18 protein-coding genes are annotated in these 18,930 nt (G+C 46.2%); 7 read left to right on the top strand and 11 right to left on the bottom strand.

Going from position 1 to position 18,930, the window contains the following annotated elements; translation table 11 throughout:
* Position 1: 1 nt before the first annotated feature.
* The 6 genes from AC07M6_RS01430 to AC07M6_RS01405 form a co-directional block, all read right to left on the bottom strand.
* Entirely contained in the window at positions 2-976 is a 975-nt protein-coding gene (locus AC07M6_RS01430) for a Gfo/Idh/MocA family protein (RefSeq protein WP_494886959.1), read from the bottom strand.
* A 3-nt stretch (positions 977-979) separates the two neighbouring features.
* A complete protein-coding gene (gene mgrA / locus AC07M6_RS01425; protein WP_494886957.1) occupies positions 980-1,966 on the bottom strand; it encodes an L-glyceraldehyde 3-phosphate reductase in 987 nt (328 codons plus the stop codon).
* Between the two features lie 211 nt (positions 1,967-2,177).
* Positions 2,178-3,428, bottom strand: coding sequence for an RsmB/NOP family class I SAM-dependent RNA methyltransferase (locus AC07M6_RS01420; RefSeq protein WP_494886956.1), 1,251 nt, complete (start codon positions 3,426-3,428; stop codon positions 2,178-2,180).
* Positions 3,425-4,675, bottom strand: a complete 1,251-nt coding sequence (locus tag AC07M6_RS01415; RefSeq protein WP_494886954.1) for an ABC transporter substrate-binding protein — start codon at positions 4,673-4,675, stop codon at positions 3,425-3,427. Before AC07M6_RS01415 ends, AC07M6_RS01420 begins: the two co-directional genes overlap by 4 nt.
* The gene (gene guaA / locus AC07M6_RS01410) at positions 4,632-6,161 is read right to left on the bottom strand and encodes a glutamine-hydrolyzing GMP synthase (RefSeq protein ID WP_494886952.1); all 1,530 of its coding nucleotides are present in this window, start codon (positions 6,159-6,161) and stop codon (positions 4,632-4,634) included. The genes AC07M6_RS01415 and guaA overlap by 44 nt, the downstream gene beginning before the upstream one ends.
* A gap of 203 nt (positions 6,162-6,364) precedes the next feature.
* Positions 6,365-6,886 carry a hypothetical protein gene (locus AC07M6_RS01405; protein WP_494886950.1) on the bottom strand — a complete coding sequence of 174 codons (522 nt, stop codon included), beginning with the start codon at positions 6,884-6,886 and terminating at the stop codon, positions 6,365-6,367.
* A gap of 26 nt (positions 6,887-6,912) precedes the next feature.
* Here AC07M6_RS01405 and AC07M6_RS01400 point away from each other — a divergent pair, with 26 nt between their 5' ends.
* The gene (locus AC07M6_RS01400; protein ID WP_494886948.1) at positions 6,913-7,440 is read left to right on the top strand and encodes a GNAT family N-acetyltransferase; all 528 of its coding nucleotides are present in this window, start codon (positions 6,913-6,915) and stop codon (positions 7,438-7,440) included.
* A 172-nt stretch (positions 7,441-7,612) separates the two neighbouring features.
* Here the strand turns inward: AC07M6_RS01400 and AC07M6_RS01395 are convergent, their stop codons facing one another.
* From AC07M6_RS01395 to proS, 4 genes are all read right to left on the bottom strand, one after another.
* A complete protein-coding gene (locus AC07M6_RS01395) occupies positions 7,613-8,461 on the bottom strand; it encodes a TIGR02757 family protein (RefSeq protein ID WP_494886946.1) in 849 nt (282 codons plus the stop codon).
* A gap of 13 nt (positions 8,462-8,474) precedes the next feature.
* Positions 8,475-9,626 carry a cystathionine gamma-synthase gene (locus AC07M6_RS01390; RefSeq protein WP_494886944.1) on the bottom strand — a complete coding sequence of 384 codons (1,152 nt, stop codon included), beginning with the start codon at positions 9,624-9,626 and terminating at the stop codon, positions 8,475-8,477.
* A 75-nt stretch (positions 9,627-9,701) separates the two neighbouring features.
* Positions 9,702-10,202, bottom strand: a complete 501-nt coding sequence (locus AC07M6_RS01385) for a hypothetical protein (protein ID WP_494886942.1) — start codon at positions 10,200-10,202, stop codon at positions 9,702-9,704.
* The gene (gene proS / locus AC07M6_RS01380; protein WP_494886940.1) at positions 10,202-11,674 is read right to left on the bottom strand and encodes a proline--tRNA ligase; all 1,473 of its coding nucleotides are present in this window, start codon (positions 11,672-11,674) and stop codon (positions 10,202-10,204) included. The genes AC07M6_RS01385 and proS overlap by 1 nt, the downstream gene beginning before the upstream one ends.
* Positions 11,675-11,866: 192 nt before the next feature.
* On the opposite strand from proS, the gene AC07M6_RS01375 reads away from it, so the two are divergent.
* Together AC07M6_RS01375 and AC07M6_RS01370 are read left to right on the top strand one after the other, a co-directional pair.
* On the top strand, positions 11,867-12,727 hold the full coding sequence (locus AC07M6_RS01375; RefSeq protein WP_494886938.1) for a hypothetical protein: 861 nt from the start codon (positions 11,867-11,869) through the stop codon (positions 12,725-12,727).
* Between the two features lie 37 nt (positions 12,728-12,764).
* Complete coding sequence (locus tag AC07M6_RS01370) at positions 12,765-14,261, top strand: OmpP1/FadL family transporter (RefSeq protein ID WP_494886937.1); 1,497 nt, start codon at positions 12,765-12,767, stop codon at positions 14,259-14,261.
* A gap of 146 nt (positions 14,262-14,407) precedes the next feature.
* Here AC07M6_RS01370 and AC07M6_RS01365 read toward each other — a convergent pair whose 3' ends face one another.
* The gene (locus AC07M6_RS01365; protein ID WP_494886935.1) at positions 14,408-14,887 is read right to left on the bottom strand and encodes a Dps family protein; all 480 of its coding nucleotides are present in this window, start codon (positions 14,885-14,887) and stop codon (positions 14,408-14,410) included.
* Positions 14,888-14,984: 97 nt separating this feature from the next.
* On the opposite strand from AC07M6_RS01365, the gene AC07M6_RS01360 reads away from it, so the two are divergent.
* The 4 genes from AC07M6_RS01360 to AC07M6_RS01345 all read left to right on the top strand — a co-directional run bounded on the left by AC07M6_RS01360 (position 14,985) and on the right by AC07M6_RS01345 (position 18,725).
* The gene (locus tag AC07M6_RS01360; protein ID WP_494886933.1) at positions 14,985-15,752 is read left to right on the top strand and encodes a DUF4905 domain-containing protein; all 768 of its coding nucleotides are present in this window, start codon (positions 14,985-14,987) and stop codon (positions 15,750-15,752) included.
* Between the two features lie 13 nt (positions 15,753-15,765).
* The gene (locus AC07M6_RS01355; RefSeq protein ID WP_494886931.1) at positions 15,766-16,950 is read left to right on the top strand and encodes a DPBB and LysM peptidoglycan-binding domain-containing protein; all 1,185 of its coding nucleotides are present in this window, start codon (positions 15,766-15,768) and stop codon (positions 16,948-16,950) included.
* A complete protein-coding gene (locus AC07M6_RS01350; RefSeq protein ID WP_494886929.1) occupies positions 16,937-17,578 on the top strand; it encodes a uridine kinase family protein in 642 nt (213 codons plus the stop codon). Before AC07M6_RS01355 ends, AC07M6_RS01350 begins: the two co-directional genes overlap by 14 nt.
* 382 nt (positions 17,579-17,960) lie before the next feature.
* Positions 17,961-18,725, top strand: a complete 765-nt coding sequence (locus AC07M6_RS01345) for an SDR family NAD(P)-dependent oxidoreductase (RefSeq protein WP_494886927.1) — start codon at positions 17,961-17,963, stop codon at positions 18,723-18,725.
* The last annotated feature ends 205 nt before the right edge of the window (positions 18,726-18,930 follow it).

Below are 18,930 nucleotides of genomic sequence, written 5' to 3'. Positions count from 1 at the left end.
TTTATCGCGATGTAAAGGCATCCATCATGTCCATCAGCACAATAGCCTCTTCAATGGCACATGGATTAGGTTGTTTGTTATTAAAATAAGCCACCATATTTTTAATATGTGGTTGTTGTATATGTTGCGGGTGCTCAAAAGTCACGGTCTGCTTATCCTCTTCATTATACCAGCTTACCGTTTTCCCAAAAAACGGGAACGATATTTTGCCTTTAGTACCCACCATCTCGCAAATATCAACCGATTCGCTTTCGGCCACATTAAAGCACCACGAACCGTTAACCACCACGTTATTTTTAAAAACTATTTGGCCGCAAACATGGTCATCAGACTGGTTTAAGCCCGATTGGTTTAATGAGTAACCCTGGTAGTTTTTTGGTTCGCCAAAGTAATACAGCATCAGGTCGAGCTGATGCGGAGCCAGATCATGAAAATACCCGCCGCCTGATAGCGCCGGGTCAACCCGCCATTGATGTTTTACGTCGGCAACAAGGGCCGGTTTGGCGCTTTGCCACATCCTGATCTGCACAGTCCTCACATCGCCTATGGTTTGCTTGTCCAGCAGATCTTTAATATATAAAAACATGGGTACAGCGCGGCGGTAATGCGCCACTGTTAGTTTTGCCCCGCTTTTTTTTACCGCATCGGCTATTTGCCTTGCTTCGGCGGCGTTAAGGGTAACCGGTTTTTCCACATATACATTTAAACCCCGGCTTAAGGCTTCCAGGGCATAAGGCATGTGCGATGACGGCGGCGTAGCAATATATATCGCGTTAATATCCGTGTCATCCATTAGTTGATTAGCATCATCATACCATTTGCTTACCTGGTGACGAGCGGCATAATCGGCTGCTTTTTCGGCATCGCGGCGCATAACGGCTATTAACTTGCTGCCCTCAATTTTTTGGAATGCTGGCCCGCTTTTCACTTCGGTTACATCGCCGCAGCCAATAATTCCCCAATTAATATCGGCCATTGTTTATTTTAATATGGTTTCAATTTTAGCTAACTCTTCTGCCGAAAACTGGATATTATCCAGGCATTTCAGCGAGTCTAACAGTTGCGCGGGCCTGCTGGCGCCTATCAGTACCGATGTTACCCTTTCGTCTTTCAGCAGCCATGCCAGGGCCATTTGGGCAAGGCTTTGTCCGCGTTGCTTAGCGATATCATTTAGCTGATTGATCTGGCTCAGCTTTTGATCGGTCAGCATTTCCTTTTTAAGGAATGCTCCCCTTGCCGCGCGCGAATCTTCGGGGATACCGTGCAGGTATTTATCGGTCAGCATACCCTGCGCCAGGGGCGAGAACGGGATACAGCCTACCCCTTCCTTACCTAAAACATCCATCAGGCCGCCTTCTACCCAACGCTCAAACATCGAATACTTGGGTTGATGGATTAAACATGGCGTACCTAAATCTTTCAAAATAGCGATTGCCTGCGCGGCTTTTTCGGCCGGATAGTTGGATATGCCCGCATAAAGCGCCTTCCCCTGCCGAACGATCAGATCAAGTGCCGACATGGTTTCCTCCAGCGGGGTATCCGGATCGGGACGGTGGTGATAGAAAATATCCACGTATTCCAATCGCATACGCTTCAGGCTTTGGTCAAGACTGGATACCAAATACTTTTTTGAACCCCAATCGCCGTAAGGGCCATCCCACATGGTGTAGCCGGCCTTACTGCTAATAATCAGTTCATCACGGTAAGCGCCGAAATCTTCTGCTAATATCTTACCAAAATTAGTTTCGGCTGATCCGGGCGGCGGACCGTAATTATTGGCCAGATCGAAATGGGTAATACCGTTATCAAAGGCGGTGCGCAGTATCTTGCGGAAATTTTCTTCCACATCCACACCCCCAAAGTTGTGCCACAACCCCAATGATATGGCCGGGAGTTTAATGCCGCTGCGCCCGCAACGGCGGTATTGCATAGTATCGTATCGCTTGTCTGATGGTAGATAGATCATGATATAGTGGTTGCTGTTTTTACTTTTTAAAAATAGGTTTTTTATTGGATTTGATGGGGATGGTGTGGAACTTTCTGCAATGGGATAATTAACCACCCGTCGGCTGTGTCCTCACAGCCGACTCTTAGGTCTGCACCTGCAATCTGTTGCCAGTTCAAGCGTCCACGCTTGAACTATAATCCTGATTGAGCGTCCACGCTCACGTTCAATATTAAATTAAGCATGGACGCTTAATTTCGCACGAGTTCAAGCGTCCACGCTTGAACTGGCTAATGGAATACTCCCCCTTTAGGGGGCCGGGGGGGCTAATCAACCTTGCCGCAAACATCGTATCGGCTTTATGTTCATAGCCTTTCAGCACGGTTTGCTCTTCTACCTTCAAGCCTAATTCCTTCACTATAAAATCAACCACCGCTTCGTTCTCGGCTTTAAAAACCGAACAGGTGATATAAATGAGCGGCTTGCCGGGTTTAAGGTATTTTACTACGTTGCGCACAATATCCTGCTGCAGGCGGTTAAAAAAATCTATTTTGGTTTTGCTGAACTGGCTGATCATCTCCGGCGTACGGCCCCAGGTGCCAGCACCGCTGCAGGGCGCATCCAGGATGATCCCATCAAAGGCGTAATCATGCAGTTCAGGGTCTACGTTTTGAGTCAGGTCGATGATCTTCTTCTGATATTTGTGCAAGCCCGAGCGCTGAAAACGTTCGTCGAGATTAGCCAATACCGATTCGCGGATATCGGATACTACCAGTTTAATATTGGGCTCTAACTCATGCAGCAGCAGCGATTTACCGCCCGATGCGGCGCAGGCATCCCACCAGGCATCCCATTTATTGGGCTTAAAAAATCGCGCGGTTTGCTGCGATGAACTGTCCTGCACCTCAAACCAATGCTGTGCCGGGAAGATATTCTCTAACCGGGTACCGTTAGGCATGGAGAGGCAATTATTACCTTCATCCTTAAACACAACCCCTACCCTTGTCAGTTCGCTTTTTACCTGTGTTTCAAAACCCTTGCGTACCCGGATAAAAAGATCGGGCTGGGTGAAGAATGATTTCAGGAAGGCATCCTTATCTATCGAGGGGGATAACTGGTCTGTCCAGGGGAAAACATCTTCCAGCCTAAAACCGGGGTGAATGTCTTTCACCATTTGCATCTTTTTATCAATCGGCTGATCTATGCAAAGCGCCCATTCGGGCTTAAAATGCTGCAAAAAGGAATTAACCTGCGTATTGCATAAAAACTCGGCTACTATCAGCCGTTCGGCGGCAGGCAAATTGAGCAAGGCCTGGCCTAAACGAAAATAATTATAAACCAACCTGCCGGCTACTTTACGATCGGTTGAGCCCATTTGCTTGTTTTGCCTGTAAAACCCGGGCAGGAATTTACCCAGCGGGGTATCTGCCGGATATTCATCCAAAATGCGCTGAAAAGTTTTAAGCTGGTTCAGTGCTTTCATTCTACAGGTTTTAACTCAAAGTTGGCAAACTTGTATAATTTAACATGGGTATTTACATAACCCAAACCCGCCAGTTTTACAAAGTGAAAGGTGTTATGCAGGCCCTCATAATCGGGTAAATTCGGAAAGGATTGCCCGCCTGTACTGGCTAAGCGGCCAAAATACATACCCTCGTCATAGCCTTTTATAGCATATTCATGTGGTTCGGCATGGTAGGCCTTACGGAAATCTTTAATAAACTTTATTACCGCGGCCGATTTATAATTCACTTTATCGCCAGAACTGATATAGGTATTCAGCCGTTGCAGCAGTTCGGGTTTCAGATAATCCGCGTCCTCCCAGTTAGGATGGCCGAACAAGGTTACCGGGTAATGCTGTTTAGCCAGCATATCCAGCGATCGCAACGTGACCTGCAAAAACTGCTGATCGGTTGAGGGGACTACAAATATATTTTGTTCGGTTAAAGATAATTGGGGCAACAGCGCGCTTAAATTACCGCGTACTACAGTTACCTCAATCACTTTAATGCGTTTTTTGCTGAGACTGTCAATCGCCTTTTTAAATGGGACCGAGTACTTATTATCATCGCTATAGCCCGATTTCAGTATGAATACTTTTTTAGCTTTCAACTTAGCCTGGATATACCCGGCAACACGCCAGCAATGATATTCCAGCGGTGGTATCACCGTGATCAGGTTAGGGTTCTTATATTCCAGGGGAGACGCCGGCGAAAGCGGCGATACTACCATCCGCTTCAAATTCGGCGAAGCTAAACTAAAGCTCTTTACCTCTTCGGGATAAACAGGCCCTACAATCAAAGCGCTGGTGCGTACTTTGGTATTCAGCGCCAGGTTATGTGCCTGGGCGGTAGCATCGCGGGTATCAAATACCTGTAATTTAAAGTTACGATTACCAGCTGTTAACGAATCGAGCGCCAGTTTAAAGCCCTGGTAATATTCCACAGCCAAATCAGATTTTGTTAAGCCGCTACGGGCCGCGCCTTTGCTCAAATCCAATTCATCTAAATGGAACGGCAGCAGTAACGATATCAGCGTTGCCGGAGGCGGCGTTGGCGGTACAACCTTTACCTCAACAGGTTTCTTTGCAACAACACTATCAACAGGTTTTGGGGGTGTAACCACAGGGCGTATCTTGGGCGAACATGCCGCCAGCAGCAAGCCTATGGCTACAAACAGTAAGCGTTTATTCCCACTCAATTGTAGCAGGCGGTTTTGAACTAATGTCATATACTACCCTGTTAATTCCCTTTACGTTGTTAATGATCTCGTTACTGATCTTGGCCAGCAAGTCGTACGGCAGGTGGCACCAGTCGGCGGTCATCCCGTCTAACGATTCCACTGCGCGCAGGCACACTACGTTTTCGTAAGTGCGCTCATCGCCCATTACACCTACACTTTGTACCGGCAGATAAATAGCGCCCGCCTGCCAAACTTTATCATAAACACCGGCCGAGCGTAAATTGTTGATATAAATCGCATCAGCTTCCTGTAAAATTGCTACTTTCTCGGGTGTGATCTCACCTAAGATCCTGATGGCCAGTCCCGGGCCCGGGAAAGGGTGACGGCCTAAAATATTAGGGTCAATATCCAGTGCTTTACCTACACGTCGAACTTCGTCTTTAAACAAGGTATTCAGCGGCTCAACCACTTTCAGCTTCATAAAATCGGGTAAACCGCCCACGTTATGGTGCGATTTGATGGTAGCCGACGGCCCTTTAACCGATACAGATTCGATCACATCCGGGTAAATAGTACCCTGGCCCAGCCATTTTACGTCCTGCACCTGGTGTGCTTCATCATCAAACACCTCTATAAATACGCGGCCAATAGCTTTACGTTTCTTTTCGGGATCAGATAAGCCGCTCAGCGCATCGTAAAAACGTTGTTTGGCGTCTACTCCTTTAACGTTAAGGCCCATGTGTTTGTATGATTCCAGTACGCTTTCAAATTCATTTTTGCGTAACAGGCCGTTATCAACAAATATGCAATACAGGTTTTTACCAATAGCATGATGCAGCAATACCGCCGCCACCGATGAATCAACACCGCCGGATAATCCCAGCACTACCTTATCATCGCCTAATTTCTCTTTCAGGGCAGCAATGGTGGTTTCCACAAAGCTGTCGGGGGTCCAATCCTGTGTGCAACCGCAAATATCAACCAAAAAGTTTTGCAGCAATTGCTTGCCGTCCACACTATGAGTAACCTCGGGGTGGAACTGGATGCCGTAGGTTTGCGTGCCTGTTATTTGGTAGGCCGCCACCTTTACGGTTTCGGTACTGGCAATAATTTCGTAATCGGCAGCTATACTGGCAATCGTATCTGCGTGTGACATCCACACCTGCGAATTCTCGGGAATTTGCTTAAACAGCGGGTTGTCCTTTTTAATATAATCTAAGTTAGCACGGCCATATTCGCGTGTGCTGGAGGCCATTACCTCGCCACCGCCAAAATGGGCCATGTATTGCGCGCCATAACAAACGCCTAATAAAGGCAGTTTGCCGTGGATAGATTTAAAATCGTAATGCAGGGCATCTTCCTGGCGTACCGAGTATGGACTGCCGGACAGAATTACGCCTTTTACGGTTTCGTCAATTTCAGGCGGTTTGTTAAACGGATGGATCTCGCAGTAGATGTTAAGTTCCCTGACACGGCGGGCGATAAGCTGAGTGAACTGTGAGCCGAAGTCAAGAATGAGGATTTTTTCTTGCATGGGCGAAGATAGGGTTTTGCTTTGAAATTTGAAATTGAGATTTGAGATTTTATACTTTATGTCATTGCGAGGAGCCGTCAGGGAATGTGTAGTGGGGCTACGTGGCAATCCCATCCTTATATTTGCCACTTAGCTACGGAATACTACATCCCCCCTGCAAGCAGAGCCTTATGTTCAGCATTTCATTAGGCTGGGTAAATCAGCTATGAAAGCCAGTGGATGTTACTTTCTTTTTTCGCAAAAAAGAAAGTAACCAAAGAAAAAAACCGCGGCTTGGTTATCTTCTTCGAACAGTCAGTGCTTTGGCAGGGACAGTGGTACCCGAAGATTCCCGAGGCCGCATTTAGGACGGTTATTAAGGGTTCGTCACAATAGTATATGGCAAATCCAATCGGCCTTTGGCCGATTGGATTTGCTGCTCTTCTTATCCCCGACAGCGGTGAAGCTTCCGGAAAGATCAGGCAAAACGATGCTGGCCTGTGGGTGGAAAGGGTAAAGCGAATTTGCCTGAAGCGGGGCAATGCGCGAGCGAGAGCAGGGGCAAATTCTTGCGGCCCGTGGTTTTGCATGATGCGGGCAAAGGCCAGTGCGGCAAAGGAAGCATTAGCGCTGTCTTGATTTTTTTGGTTACTTTTTTTATCAAGAAAAAAAGTGACAGCCCTCCGCGGCAATTGAGCGGGCCTACGTTGATAAAGCACAAACCGGGCATAATAGAGCAAAACCACAATGCAATTTTTATCTTTACCCCCAAATGAATTTCCGCTTAGCTACCTTTAACGATATCCCCGAACTGCAAAACCTCATCGCCCTTTCGGTACGCGGTTTAAGCACCGGCTACTATACCGACAGGCAAATAGAAAGCTCTATTAAACACATTTTTGGTGTAGATAGCCAGTTAATTACCGATGGCACCTATTATGTTTTAGAACTGGACAATCAAATTGTAGCCTGCGGCGGCTGGAGCAAACGCAACACGCTTTACGGCGGCAACCAGTATAAAGAAAAGGAAGACCCGCTGCTCGACCCAGCCACGGATGCGGCCCGTATCCGCGCGTTTTTTGTGCACCCTGATTATGCCCGCCGGGGTATTGGCCGCAAAATGATCACCCTATGCGAACAGGCTGCCATGACTGCCGGGTTCAAATCTTTTGAATTGGGCGCTACCCTGCCCGGTGTGCCTTTGTATGAAGCTATGGGTTATACGGCGATTGAAAGAGTTGATGCACCTATGGCAGATGGTGAAATGCTGGGGATTGTGAAGATGCGGAAAGCGGTTTAAAACCTCGTTTAGCCCATGTTATTGCGAGGGCAAGTGGGCGTAGGGTGTCATGGTGAGCCCGTCGAACCATGGTGGGCAGGCCTCCGCACACACCCTTCGACAAGCTCAGGGTGACATGCCTGCAAATTGGAGATTGCCACGCTATCGCTCGCAATGGCAGTACTTTTTCTTTTTAAAACTTTTCCTCAATCCCCAACCCAAACAAAGCGAAATCATATTTCACCGGATCATTGGGGTCAAATTCGCGGAGGCGTTCGGTTAGTTCGACGGCGGTTTGCCAGTCGGTTTGTTTGCGGGTGATCAGGTTGAGTTTGCGGGCCACACGGTCAACGTGCAGATCGCAGGGCATGATCAGGTCGGCGGGTTTGATCTGGTTCCAGATACCGAAATCAACACCATCATCATCTTTACGCACCATCCAGCGCAGGAACATGTTCAACCGTTTGCAGGTTGATTTTTGCGATGGTGACGACACGTGCTTTTTAGTGCGGTGGGGAAAATCGGGCAGGGAAAAGAAATAGGTGCGGAAGTGGTTCAAAGCTATAGCCCCCCGGCCCCCTAAAGGGGGAGCAGGCAAATCAAACTCGCCCTTTAGGGGGTTGGGGGGCTTCGGTATAAAAGCATCCTCCAATGAGGTGAAGTTGGTGTAATGGTACCTGAAAAACGCGATAAAGTACAGCGTGTCAATATCGTTAAAAGTGCGGTGCTTAAAATGCAGCAGCTTTTTCAGGTCGGGCTCCTGGTGGTTCATGATGAAATCGTAAGGCGCACCATCCATCAGACTGATCAGCTCTTTGCATTTATTAATGATGGTAACCCGCTGTCCCCAGGCCAGGGTAGCCGCCCAAAATCCCATGATCTCGATATCCTGCTTTTTGGTGAACAGGTGCGGGATACAAACCGGGTCGTTAGCTATAAAGCCGGGCTGGTTGTATTGGGCAACTTTGGAGTCGAGGAAGGCTTTGAGGTTAAGCCCCCCAGCCCCCTGAAGGGGGAGCTTTTGAAGATCCTGCTTAAGCATAACCATTCCCCCTTTAGGGGGTTAGGGGGCTTAGCGCCTGTTTCAAATCCTCCAGCAAATCTTCCACATCCTCTACCCCTACGCTCAAACGCAGCAGGTTGTCAGTTACACCGACAGCTTCGCGGACTTCTTTGGGGATAGAGCCGTGGGTCATGCTTACGGGATGATTAATTAATGATTCTACACCGCCTAAGGACTCGGCCAGGGTAAATACTTTGAACGAGCCGGCTATGCGGAACGTTTCAGCAAGGTCGGCACCTTTCAGGGTGATGGAGATCATCCCGCCAAAATCGCGCATTTGCTTTTTGGCGATCTCGTGGTTAGTGTGATCGCTAAAGCCCGGCCAATAGATCTTGTCTACTTTAGGGTGCGTTTTCAGGTATTCGGCAATAACGCGACCGTTTTCGCAATGGGCCTTCATGCGCAGGTGCAGGGTTTTAATACCGCGCAGCACCAGGAAGCTGTCCATTGGCCCGGGCGTAGCGCCGCAGGCGTTATAAATAAACCAAAGGCGTTTGTACAGGTCTTCATCATTCAGCATCAGGGCGCCCATCACCACATCACTGTGGCCGCCAATGTATTTGGTAACCGAGTGCATCACGATATCGGCACCCAGATCCATCGGGTTTTGCAGGTATGGCGAGGCGAAGGTATTATCCACCACCAGCATCAGATTAGTTTCTTTGGTGATCTTTCCAATGGCTTCAATATCCACAATTTGCATGGTGGGATTGGTTGGCGTTTCTATCCAAACCAGTTTGGTATGCTCGTTGGTATATTGGCGGATGATCTCCGGGTCGGACAGATCCAGGAAATGAAACTTGATACCGTAGTTAGCGAAGATCTTGGTAAAGATCCGGTACGAGCCACCATACAGATCATTACCGGTAATCACCTCGTCGCCGGGCATTAACAGCTTCATTACGGCATCGGTAGCGCCCATACCGCTGGAAAATGCCAGTCCGTATTTAGCGTTTTCCAATGCGGCCAAACAATCTTCCAGCGCTTTCCGGGTTGGGTTGGTACCACGCGAATACTCGTAGCCCTTATTATCCCCCGGCGTTTTTTGCCAGTAGGTTGATGTTTGATATATCGGTGTCATCACGGCCCCTGTTGTAGGGTCGGGCTCCTGACCTGCATGTATAGCCTTAGTCGCAAATTTCATAGTAGCTCAAGCCCCCCGGCCCCCTAAAGGGGGAGCAATTAAAGTTTTCCTTTTAGGGAAAGGATAGTAATTAACCTATTGGTCAGTCACCGATATATTATTCAATAAAATATCAAGCCCATTTTTCATTACTTTACTTAACACATCAATTTCAGTGATATCAAAAGTGGGATTAGGGTTATCGGCTATAAAAACACCGCTTGCATCAAACAGTTTATCATATATGGTATTCCTAATATCTTCTTTTTCATCCCCTATAAAATCTTTATTTACTGACACTGCGACATCTGTAAATAAATTCCAAAGGTTCAGAAATAATTCACAATCAAATTTCCGAACCGACTGAAGCAACCACTGTTGTAACAGGTAAATGTTAAAATTAGTAATTTCGACATTCGATTCCTTTATGTTTTCCTGCCAGTACTTAAGCAATCCAACTTTTGTTTTGAAAGCGACTATTTTAAGATCCTCATTAACCAAAACCTCGTCCACCTCATCAGATATCCATATAATGTACAACTGCTGAAATTTAAGATCAAGGCAGATAACATAATGATTATCTTTAACCAATTGCATTAATAAGCACGGGCAAAAAGAACGCGCTGGCTTGAAGGCTTACCTGTTAAAATACATTTACCGGCCTCCTGTTTATTGTTCAAAGGTATACAACGGATTGTCGCCTTAGTTTCATCTTTTATTTTTTGCTCGGTTTCGGGCGTGCCGTCCCAGTGGGCCGAGATAAAGCCGGGGTTTTCGTCCAGCTGGCGTTTAAATTCCTCGTAGGTATCTACCTCGGTGGTATTCTCCTGGCGGAAGGTTAAGGCCTTTTTATAGATATTTTGCTGGATCTCTTCCAACAGGTTTTCTATATGTGCCGATAAACCGTCCTGGTTAACTGTTTCCTTGGTTTTGGTATCACGGCGGGCCAGTTCAACGGTACCGTTTTGCATATCGCGGCTGCCAATGGCAACGCGCAGTGGCACACCCTTCAATTCGTACTCGGCAAATTTCGCGCCGGGGCGATGGGTATCGCGGTTATCAAACTTAACGGATATACCTTTGGCTTTCAATTCTTTAGTTAAACCCTTTACGTATTCGCTGATGTTGTCCAGTTCTTCCTGATGCTTGTAGATGGGCACAATCACCACCTGTATAGGCGCCAGTTTTGGCGGCAATACCAGGCCGGCATCATCCGAGTGGGCCATGATCAGGGCACCTATTAAACGCGTTGATACGCCCCATGAGGTAGCCCAAACAAAATCCTGCACGTTCTCTTTATTGGTGAATTTCACATCAAATGCCTTGGCAAAATTCTGCCCTAAAAAGTGCGAAGTACCTGCTTGCAAGGCTTTACCGTCCTGCATTAAAGCTTCGATACAATAGGTATCCAGGGCGCCGGCAAAACGTTCGTTAGGCGTTTTTTTACCTTTTACAACCGGTAATCCCATCCAGTTTTCAGCAAAATCGGCGTATACGTCCAGCATTTGCTCGGTTTCGGCAATGGCTTCATCGGCGGTGGCGTGGGCGGTATGCCCCTCCTGCCATAAAAACTCGGTAGTGCGCAAAAACATACGGGTACGCATTTCCCAGCGCACGACGTTGGCCCATTGGTTAACCAGGATAGGCAAATCACGATAAGACTGGATCCAGCCGCGGTAAGTATTCCAGATAATGGTTTCGGATGTAGGGCGCAGGATTAGTTCTTCTTCCAGTTTGGCATCCTCATCCACAACAATATTACCTGCTCCGTCGTTCTTTAAACGATAATGTGTAACAACAGCGCATTCCTTAGCAAAGCCGTCCACATGGCTGGCTTCCTTGCTGAAGAATGACTTAGGTATCAACAAGGGGAAATAGGCGTTTACGTGCCCGGTATCTTTAAACATACCATCAAGCACGGCCTGCATCTTTTCCCAGATGGAGTAACCGTACGGTTTAATGATCATGCAGCCTTTTACCGGCGCGTATTCGGCCAGGTCGGCCTTGATTACCAGATCGTTATACCACTGCGAATAGTCTTCGTCTTTACTAATAATTCCTTTACTCATTACAACCTGATTATATGTATTTGTTTTTTATTTTATGTTAATTAAACCTTTGTTTACACCGTTTGTCTTACCCATAATACCGATAACCAAACAAGCCCTAACCTGATTAATTTTTACGTTTGTATTACGTATAATTGCGGCCAAATTTATAAATTTAAAGATTATTAAACTCACAAATCCAAAATCTCCAAAATGAAACGGAACATTATAGGTGGAATTATGCTGATCAGCGCATTGGCGCTGGGTTCCTGCTCTACTACCAAAATCGCATCCAATCAGTCAAACAAAGATGACGATGTTTATTATTCAAACGCAAAAGCGGGTGATCAACCCGAGTATGTGGCTGCTGCACAGCCTGTTCAGCAAAACCGTTACAATAACTATACCGACGACGATTATTACTTTTACGATAGCTATGCATCGCGCATCAACCGCTTCGGTTATTTTTCACCGTTCAGTTATTACAATGATATTTATTACGGCTACTCACCTTACACTTACTACAACCCATACTACAGCGGCTTAGGCTTTAGCATTGGCTTTGGTGGTTATTATGGTTATAATCCATATTATTCGCCATACGGTTATTATGGTGGTTACGGCTATAATCCATACTATGGTTATAACTACTTTGGCACCGGTTATGGTTATGGCGGCGGTGGTGGCTACTGGGGTACTTACTCGGCCTATGGCAACTCAGGTACGCCAAGGCCATATCGTGGCTCGGGCGCGCCAGGCAATGCTTTGGTAAGCCGTGCAACACGCCCTATTGGCTATAATGGCAACTATCCGGTAAACAGTAATTATCCGGGCCGCCCTACTAATAGCGGCAGCGGGAATGGCCGCCAGGTGGTAAACAGCAATGGTAGCACCTATAACAATAGCGGCAGCAGGCCGGTACGCAATGATGCGCCACGCCCGGTTATTAATAATACACCACAACAGAGTTATACGCCACCTCCATCTTCCTCATCTAATTCGGGAAGTTCGTCAAGCAGCAGCAGCAGTTCATCAGGCGGTGGTGGCGGCGGTGCCCGTCCGGTAAGGCCATAATTCAAATCAATCTAAACAGCTTACATTCTTAAAATCTATGAAACCTAAATATTTACTAACAGCAGCCCTTATAGTAGGGGCTGCAGGGACAAGCTTTGCTCAATACTCGCAGGACGCCTTGCGGTTCTCTACCTTCCAAACTGGTTCTACATCGCGCATTAAAGCTATTGGCAACGCGGGTACGGCTATCGGAGGCGATTTATCCTCGGTAAGCGGTAACCCTGCAGGTATTGGCTTTTTTACCCGGTCGGAGTTTAGTTTAACACCCGAATTTGATGGCTCGAAAGTAAAATCCAGCTACCTGTCGCAAAACAACGATGCATCAAAAAGCAGCATTAACTTAAATAACATTGCAGCGGTATTTTACTCGCGTTTAAATACGCCCAAAGGGGCCGATAAAACAAAGGGATGGTTAAGCCTTAACTTTGGCGTATCGTATAACCGTACTAATAACTATTACGAGGATATCCGTTATGGCGGTAAAAATACCGGCAGCAGCATCACTAACTATTATGCTAATGATGCTAATAATAACTCGCTAAGTCCAGCGTCGGGTGATATAGCCGACAACACATTGGGCGCATGGGCATATAATCAAAATCTGATAGACCAATACACCAGCGCAGGCGGTAAATATGCAACCAACGCTTATCCAAGTATTAACCCCGGTGGTGTAGCCCAGTTGAGCGACGCGGTTAAAACCGGCGGGCAATCAGAACTGAGCTTATCAATGGGTGCAAATTACAGCAACCAGTTTTACCTTGGTTTTGGTATCGGCATTACCAATTTACGTTATAACACCACCAGTACTTTTACCGAAAGCGGTGTAGCTTCTGTTTTTGTAAACCCGGGGTTTGCTAATCAAAACTATAATAATGTTTACACCCAGGATCAGGAAACTAAAGGGACTGGCTTCAACGCGAAATTAGGCTTTATTTACAAACCTGTAGAAGCTGTACGTTTTGGCGCGGTAATAACCACCCCTACCTGGTATAATATAGACGATAACTATAACGAAAGCATGAGCACCAGGCTTAATAACACACTTATTTCAAACAACCCGGTAAATTATCCTTTCAGTTATAAACTAAAAACTCCGTTCAGGGCGGCAGGTGGCTTAGCTGTATTTTTTAAACAGTATGGTTTTATCAGCGGCGATGTAGAATACCTGGATTATTCATCATCAAGGTTAAGCGGCGATTACTCTTCAAACGGCGATAATAACGATATCAGGACACTTTATCAATCGACTGTTAATGCGCATGTTGGCGCCGAGGCCAGATTAAGCAGCCAGGTATTTTTACGCGGTGGTTATGGTGTACAAGGCAACCCGCTTAAAAACAACGGCAGCGATATCAACACCGTTAGCGGAGGCTTAGGCTACCGCAGCGGCGACTATTACCTGGATCTGACTTACAGCCACATTAAAGGTAACCAAACCGTGTATCCGTACGAAATTGGCGCGGCAAGCCCATCGGCATTGCTTAATAAAACTAATGATAACGTTTATGTAACGTTTGGGTTTAGGTTCTAAGACAGTGATTGGAGATTAGTTAATTAGAGATTAGTCTTTGCAAACAAAAAGAGGCCCGGATAATCCGGGCCTCTTTTTGTTTGCTATTATTCTGTATGGCAGAGATGATAACTAACCTCTAATTAACTAACCTTTAATCACTAATATCAATCCTCATTAATAAACGAGCGCAACATCCAGGTATTTTTCTCTTTAAACTGCATAAAACGGTTAATCATATCATTGGTACCATCATCGCCGGCATCGGCGGTTATTTCCAGTATTTCGCGTTCCATTTCTATCAGGGTGGCCATATCGGCAATAATGGCTTTTACCATGTCGGTATCTTTCATCCCAATGGTTTTCGCTTCTTTAAGGGTAGCTGTTTCAATATAATCATTAAAAGTACTGTACGGTGGTTTACCAAGGGTAAGGATCCGCTCGGCCAGTTCGTCAATGGTGGTTAAGGCCATGGTATATAGCTCTTCAAACTTTACATGCAGGGTAAAAAAGCTTTTCCCTTTAACATTCCAGTGGCATCCCCTTAGTTTTTGGTAATGGATGTGATAGTTAGCCAGCAGGTCATTTAAATGATCTACCACAGGCTTAACTTTTTTTTCTTTCAGGCTGATTTCTTTTGCGTCCATAAATTTATGTTGAATGATAAGTAAACGTACAATAACCGTGCAATGTTCTGCATAAACAGTCATTTTTACGTCTAAATAAATCATATTTGCAGCCGGCATGGATATTTTACAACCCCACATCAGTCAAAAGTTCGGCGGCACGGTTTGGCGCATGGAAATTGATGCCATAACGGCCACACTTTTTGCCGAGATCAGGAACGAAGCGGATAAACAGGTCAGCTTTGCATCCGTTAACCTGGCATCGGGCAAAATCAACTTTACACAACTGACTACAAACGAGCGCTGGCTAACCGGTATGGAAGCAGCTTATAATGGCGTTTTACTGCTGCATAACTATGAGTTACCCGGCAGCCCGGCGCATAAAGGTATTATTGCTGCCGATGGCGAAACCGGGCAGGTGCTGTGGAGCGATTATAACCGCGCCTTTAATCATTTAAGTATTAACGGACCTGTGGTTTTTGATAGCCGCATACAACCCCGCAAATTGTTTATTGCCGATATAAAAACCGGGACGATGCTGCGCACCTATAGCCCGGCTATTGATGACGATGTGGAAACCGGCATCCTTTTACCCGATATGGTAAACGCTGATATTTTGGCCGGGGATAGCCTGCCCGAGCAACCTTTTGGAAATATAGTACATAACCTTTATTACAACGGTTATAGAATTGTATCTTTGCACGCACTAAAAAATGATACGCTTAACCAAAGTTTGTATATTTTTAAAGATGATAAACAGGTATTTAGCGATTTATTAAATACCGGCATACAAAAATTACAGCCCGAGGCGTTTGTATTACATAATAAGCATTTGATTTACTTAAGAAATAAGGTTGAGTTAAATGTAATTGATTTAGAAAACTGAATAAGTAAACGATATGAGGTTTAAAATTTTATTGATTATTTGCCCCCTGTTCATATTAACAAATACCATTTTTGCAAAAACCGTTTTTGATTCGGTTGGTGTTGAAAATCAAAACGGTAAAAAAGTTATCCTGCACAAAGTTGAACCCAAAGAAACTTACTATGGCATCAGCCTGCGTTATCATGTAAAAGTTGGCGCTGTTATCCAGTTTAATAACAACATTGTTTTGCAACCGGGTGCCATTATGAAAGTGCCAACCGAGTTGCCCTTTGCCGAAACTGCTACCAAACCCGCTATAGTAGCCGAACATAAGCCCGAGGTGAAGACGACGGTACAGCAATTCCGCGTGTCGGCCGGCGAAACCTTGTATTCTATTGCCAAACGCTTTGGTACCACGGTTGACGATATCAAGGAAACCAATGGATTAAAATCGGATATACTATCGCCCGGTCAGGTTTTACAAATCAGGTCATCAGGCGGCAGCCAGCCAAAACCAGCCGAAAAGGAAAACGTTGCCGAAACCAAGCCGGTACAAGCCCCTCCGGTTGTGCAGCAAACCAGGCCGCAGGTACAACCGCCGGTAGCCCAGCCAACCGTACAAAACAATACCCAAACCGCTCAAACCACACCGGTAAATACGCAAAACACACAACAGTATAAGGTTTCGGCCGGCGAAACTTTGTTTACCATTGCCAAAAGGTTTGGCACCTCGGTTGATGATATCATTGCGCTGAATAAACTACCCAATAACAACCTTAGCCCGGGCCAGATCCTGATTGTGCGCAATGGCATGCCCCCTGCCCCTGTAGTTGAAAAACCAAAAGAAATAATAGCTAAGCGCGATACTACCATGGTAGCCCTGGCCGATAGTTTGGCCGACCGCCATATCCCGGCTAACCGTTACGGCTTGTTTTTAAAAGATGAGAAAGGCCCGGCCACCTGGATGGACGATCCCAGCTTTGACCCTAAAAAGCAACTGGTACTGCACCGCACCGCTCCCATTGGCACCGTAATGAAGATCACCAACCCAATGACAGGCCGTAGCGTTTTTGCTAAGGTAGCCGGCCGCTTTGCTGATAATGAAGCTAATAAGGATGTGATTGTGGTAGTGACCAAAAACGTTGCCGATATGCTTGGCGCGATGGATAAACGTTTCCGTGTTAATTTGAGCTACGGTGTTCCAAATGAGCAGCAATAAACCTTATATTATTGGTATTGCCGGGGGAAGCGGATCTGGCAAAACCTTTTTCTTAAAATGTTTCCTGGCCCACTTTACCGACGCCGAAGTATCGCTGGTATCGCAGGATGATTATTATATCCCTGTAGCGCATAATATGACACCGGAGGAGAATAAGCTTTACAACTTTGATCTGCCATCGACCATAGACCGCGAGCATTTTTTTAACGATATCAGCAGCCTGATCAATGGGGAAACTGTTGTTAAGCACGAGTATACCTTTAATAATCCTAATGCCGTCCCCAAGGTGTTAGAGATTAAACCGGCCCCTATTATTATTGTAGAAGGCTTGTTTATTATGCATTTTACCGAGATTGCAGATTTGCTGGACATGCGCATCTTTATCGATACCGAAGAAGACATAGCCCTAAGCCGCCGCCTTAAACGCGACCTGCTGGAGCGCGGCTACTCGCACGATGATGTGATGTACAAATGGCATAACCATGTGGTACCGGCTTATAAAGAGTTCCTGCTGCCCTTCCGCGATACCAGTCACCGGATCATCACCAATAACACCCATTTGCATGATGATATGATAGCCGTGACGGATGAGATATCAAGGGAGTTGCGAGAGAAGGTGTTGAGTTAAGCTTGCGGGATCTTTTTAACTTCTATGTCCCAGAGGGACTACCTGTTTATAGAAAGTCGGACTAAATTTTCCTTGCCCCGGATGGGGCTACCCTTCTATAAATAGGTAATCCCCTCCGGGGACAGAATTGCATGTTTCAGAAATCGCTTACTATCGCAGGTTTAGCATAGCGTAACCTGTGGTTACCTATTACTGAAGTCTTAGACTTCAGCCATCCAAGGCACAAGTTAATCCATCACACTACCCCGCCCTTAAACTTGCGCCAGCAGTATGAACAACAGCCATGATTTGAATTTTGCAAACATTGGATTGATGCTTGCAAACACAGGCCTGTTTATGGCCTTACCTTTGTGCTGTTAAATCATATTAAACAATAACACAAATGTCAACAAGCAACAAAATAGCACTTATCACTGGCGGCAGCCGCGGATTGGGCAAAAACATGGCCATTAGCCTGGCACAAAAAGGTATCAACGTCATATTAACTTATAACAGCAAACAGGATGAAGCCCAGGCCGTAGTGGCCGAAATTGAAAAGGCCGGGGCAAAAGGCGCCGCGCTGCAATTAAACACCGGCGATATAAAAAGCTTTGATAGTTTTTTTGAGCAGGTTAAAACCGTATTGAAAGGCACCTTTAATACCGATAGGTTCGACTTTTTAGTAAACAACGCGGGTATCGGCATCCATGCCTCCTTTGCCGAAACTACCGAAGACCAGTTTGATCAGTTGATGAACATCCACTTTAAAGGTGTTTTCTTTCTTACGCAAAAAGCATTGCCTTTAATTAATGATGGCGGCCGTATTGTTAATTTATCAAGCGGACTGGCGCGTTTCAGTAACCCGGGCTATGCTGCTTACGCCGCTATGAAAGGCGCTATTGAAGTATTGAGCCGCTACCAGGCTAAAGAATTAGGCGCGCGGGACATTGCTGTAAATGTTGTTGCCCCCGGTGCAATTGAAACCGACTTTGGCGGTGGCCTGGTAAGGGATAACGATCAGATTAATAAAATGATTGCCGGTGTAACCGCCCTTGGCCGTGTGGGTTTACCCGATGATATTGGCCCGGTAGTAGCCTTTTTATGTACCGACGATGCCAAATGGATCAACGCGCAACGCATTGAAGTTTCGGGAGGAATGAACGTTTAATATAGCCGGGAGATGGTAATCCCAAAAACAGGGAACACATATTTCACCAAACGTTCCGATGGAACGTAGGCGATATACTCCCATCACTACCAACCAAACATCCCTCCGGGATGAAGAAAGAATAACCGTTCCATAGGAACGGCTGGTTGGTAGCAAAGTAACCAGCGATTTATTACGTTCCATCGGAACGTTTGGTGCCGTCTGT

It is taken from the genome of Mucilaginibacter sp. GW821-FHT07H05 (assembly GCF_059418485.1).
The sequence above is the reverse complement of the archived record's forward strand: the minus strand, read 5'-3'. Positions and strand labels throughout refer to the sequence as shown.

What these genes read in the sequence shown, in the direction of transcription:
- AC07M6_RS01350 (WP_494886929.1), top strand. Translation starts at nt 16,937, where the DNA reads ATGAGCAGCAATAAACCTTATATTATTGGTATTGCCGGGGGAAGCGGA.
- AC07M6_RS01430 (WP_494886959.1), bottom strand. Translation starts at nt 976, where the DNA reads ATGGCCGATATTAATTGGGGAATTATTGGCTGCGGCGATGTAACCGAA.
- AC07M6_RS01365 (WP_494886935.1), bottom strand. Translation starts at nt 14,887, where the DNA reads ATGGACGCAAAAGAAATCAGCCTGAAAGAAAAAAAAGTTAAGCCTGTG.
- AC07M6_RS01360 (WP_494886933.1), top strand. Translation starts at nt 14,985, where the DNA reads ATGGATATTTTACAACCCCACATCAGTCAAAAGTTCGGCGGCACGGTT.
- AC07M6_RS01395 (WP_494886946.1), bottom strand. Translation starts at nt 8,461, where the DNA reads ATGCTTAAGCAGGATCTTCAAAAGCTCCCCCTTCAGGGGGCTGGGGGG.
- AC07M6_RS01400 (WP_494886948.1), top strand. Translation starts at nt 6,913, where the DNA reads ATGAATTTCCGCTTAGCTACCTTTAACGATATCCCCGAACTGCAAAAC.
- AC07M6_RS01375 (WP_494886938.1), top strand. Translation starts at nt 11,867, where the DNA reads ATGAAACGGAACATTATAGGTGGAATTATGCTGATCAGCGCATTGGCG.
- mgrA (WP_494886957.1), bottom strand. Translation starts at nt 1,966, where the DNA reads ATGATCTATCTACCATCAGACAAGCGATACGATACTATGCAATACCGC.
- AC07M6_RS01370 (WP_494886937.1), top strand. Translation starts at nt 12,765, where the DNA reads ATGAAACCTAAATATTTACTAACAGCAGCCCTTATAGTAGGGGCTGCA.
- AC07M6_RS01415 (WP_494886954.1), bottom strand. Translation starts at nt 4,675, where the DNA reads ATGACATTAGTTCAAAACCGCCTGCTACAATTGAGTGGGAATAAACGC.
- AC07M6_RS01385 (WP_494886942.1), bottom strand. Translation starts at nt 10,202, where the DNA reads ATGCAATTGGTTAAAGATAATCATTATGTTATCTGCCTTGATCTTAAA.
- proS (WP_494886940.1), bottom strand. Translation starts at nt 11,674, where the DNA reads ATGAGTAAAGGAATTATTAGTAAAGACGAAGACTATTCGCAGTGGTAT.
- AC07M6_RS01355 (WP_494886931.1), top strand. Translation starts at nt 15,766, where the DNA reads ATGAGGTTTAAAATTTTATTGATTATTTGCCCCCTGTTCATATTAACA.
- AC07M6_RS01345 (WP_494886927.1), top strand. Translation starts at nt 17,961, where the DNA reads ATGTCAACAAGCAACAAAATAGCACTTATCACTGGCGGCAGCCGCGGA.
- AC07M6_RS01390 (WP_494886944.1), bottom strand. Translation starts at nt 9,626, where the DNA reads ATGAAATTTGCGACTAAGGCTATACATGCAGGTCAGGAGCCCGACCCT.
- AC07M6_RS01420 (WP_494886956.1), bottom strand. Translation starts at nt 3,428, where the DNA reads ATGAAAGCACTGAACCAGCTTAAAACTTTTCAGCGCATTTTGGATGAA.
- guaA (WP_494886952.1), bottom strand. Translation starts at nt 6,161, where the DNA reads ATGCAAGAAAAAATCCTCATTCTTGACTTCGGCTCACAGTTCACTCAG.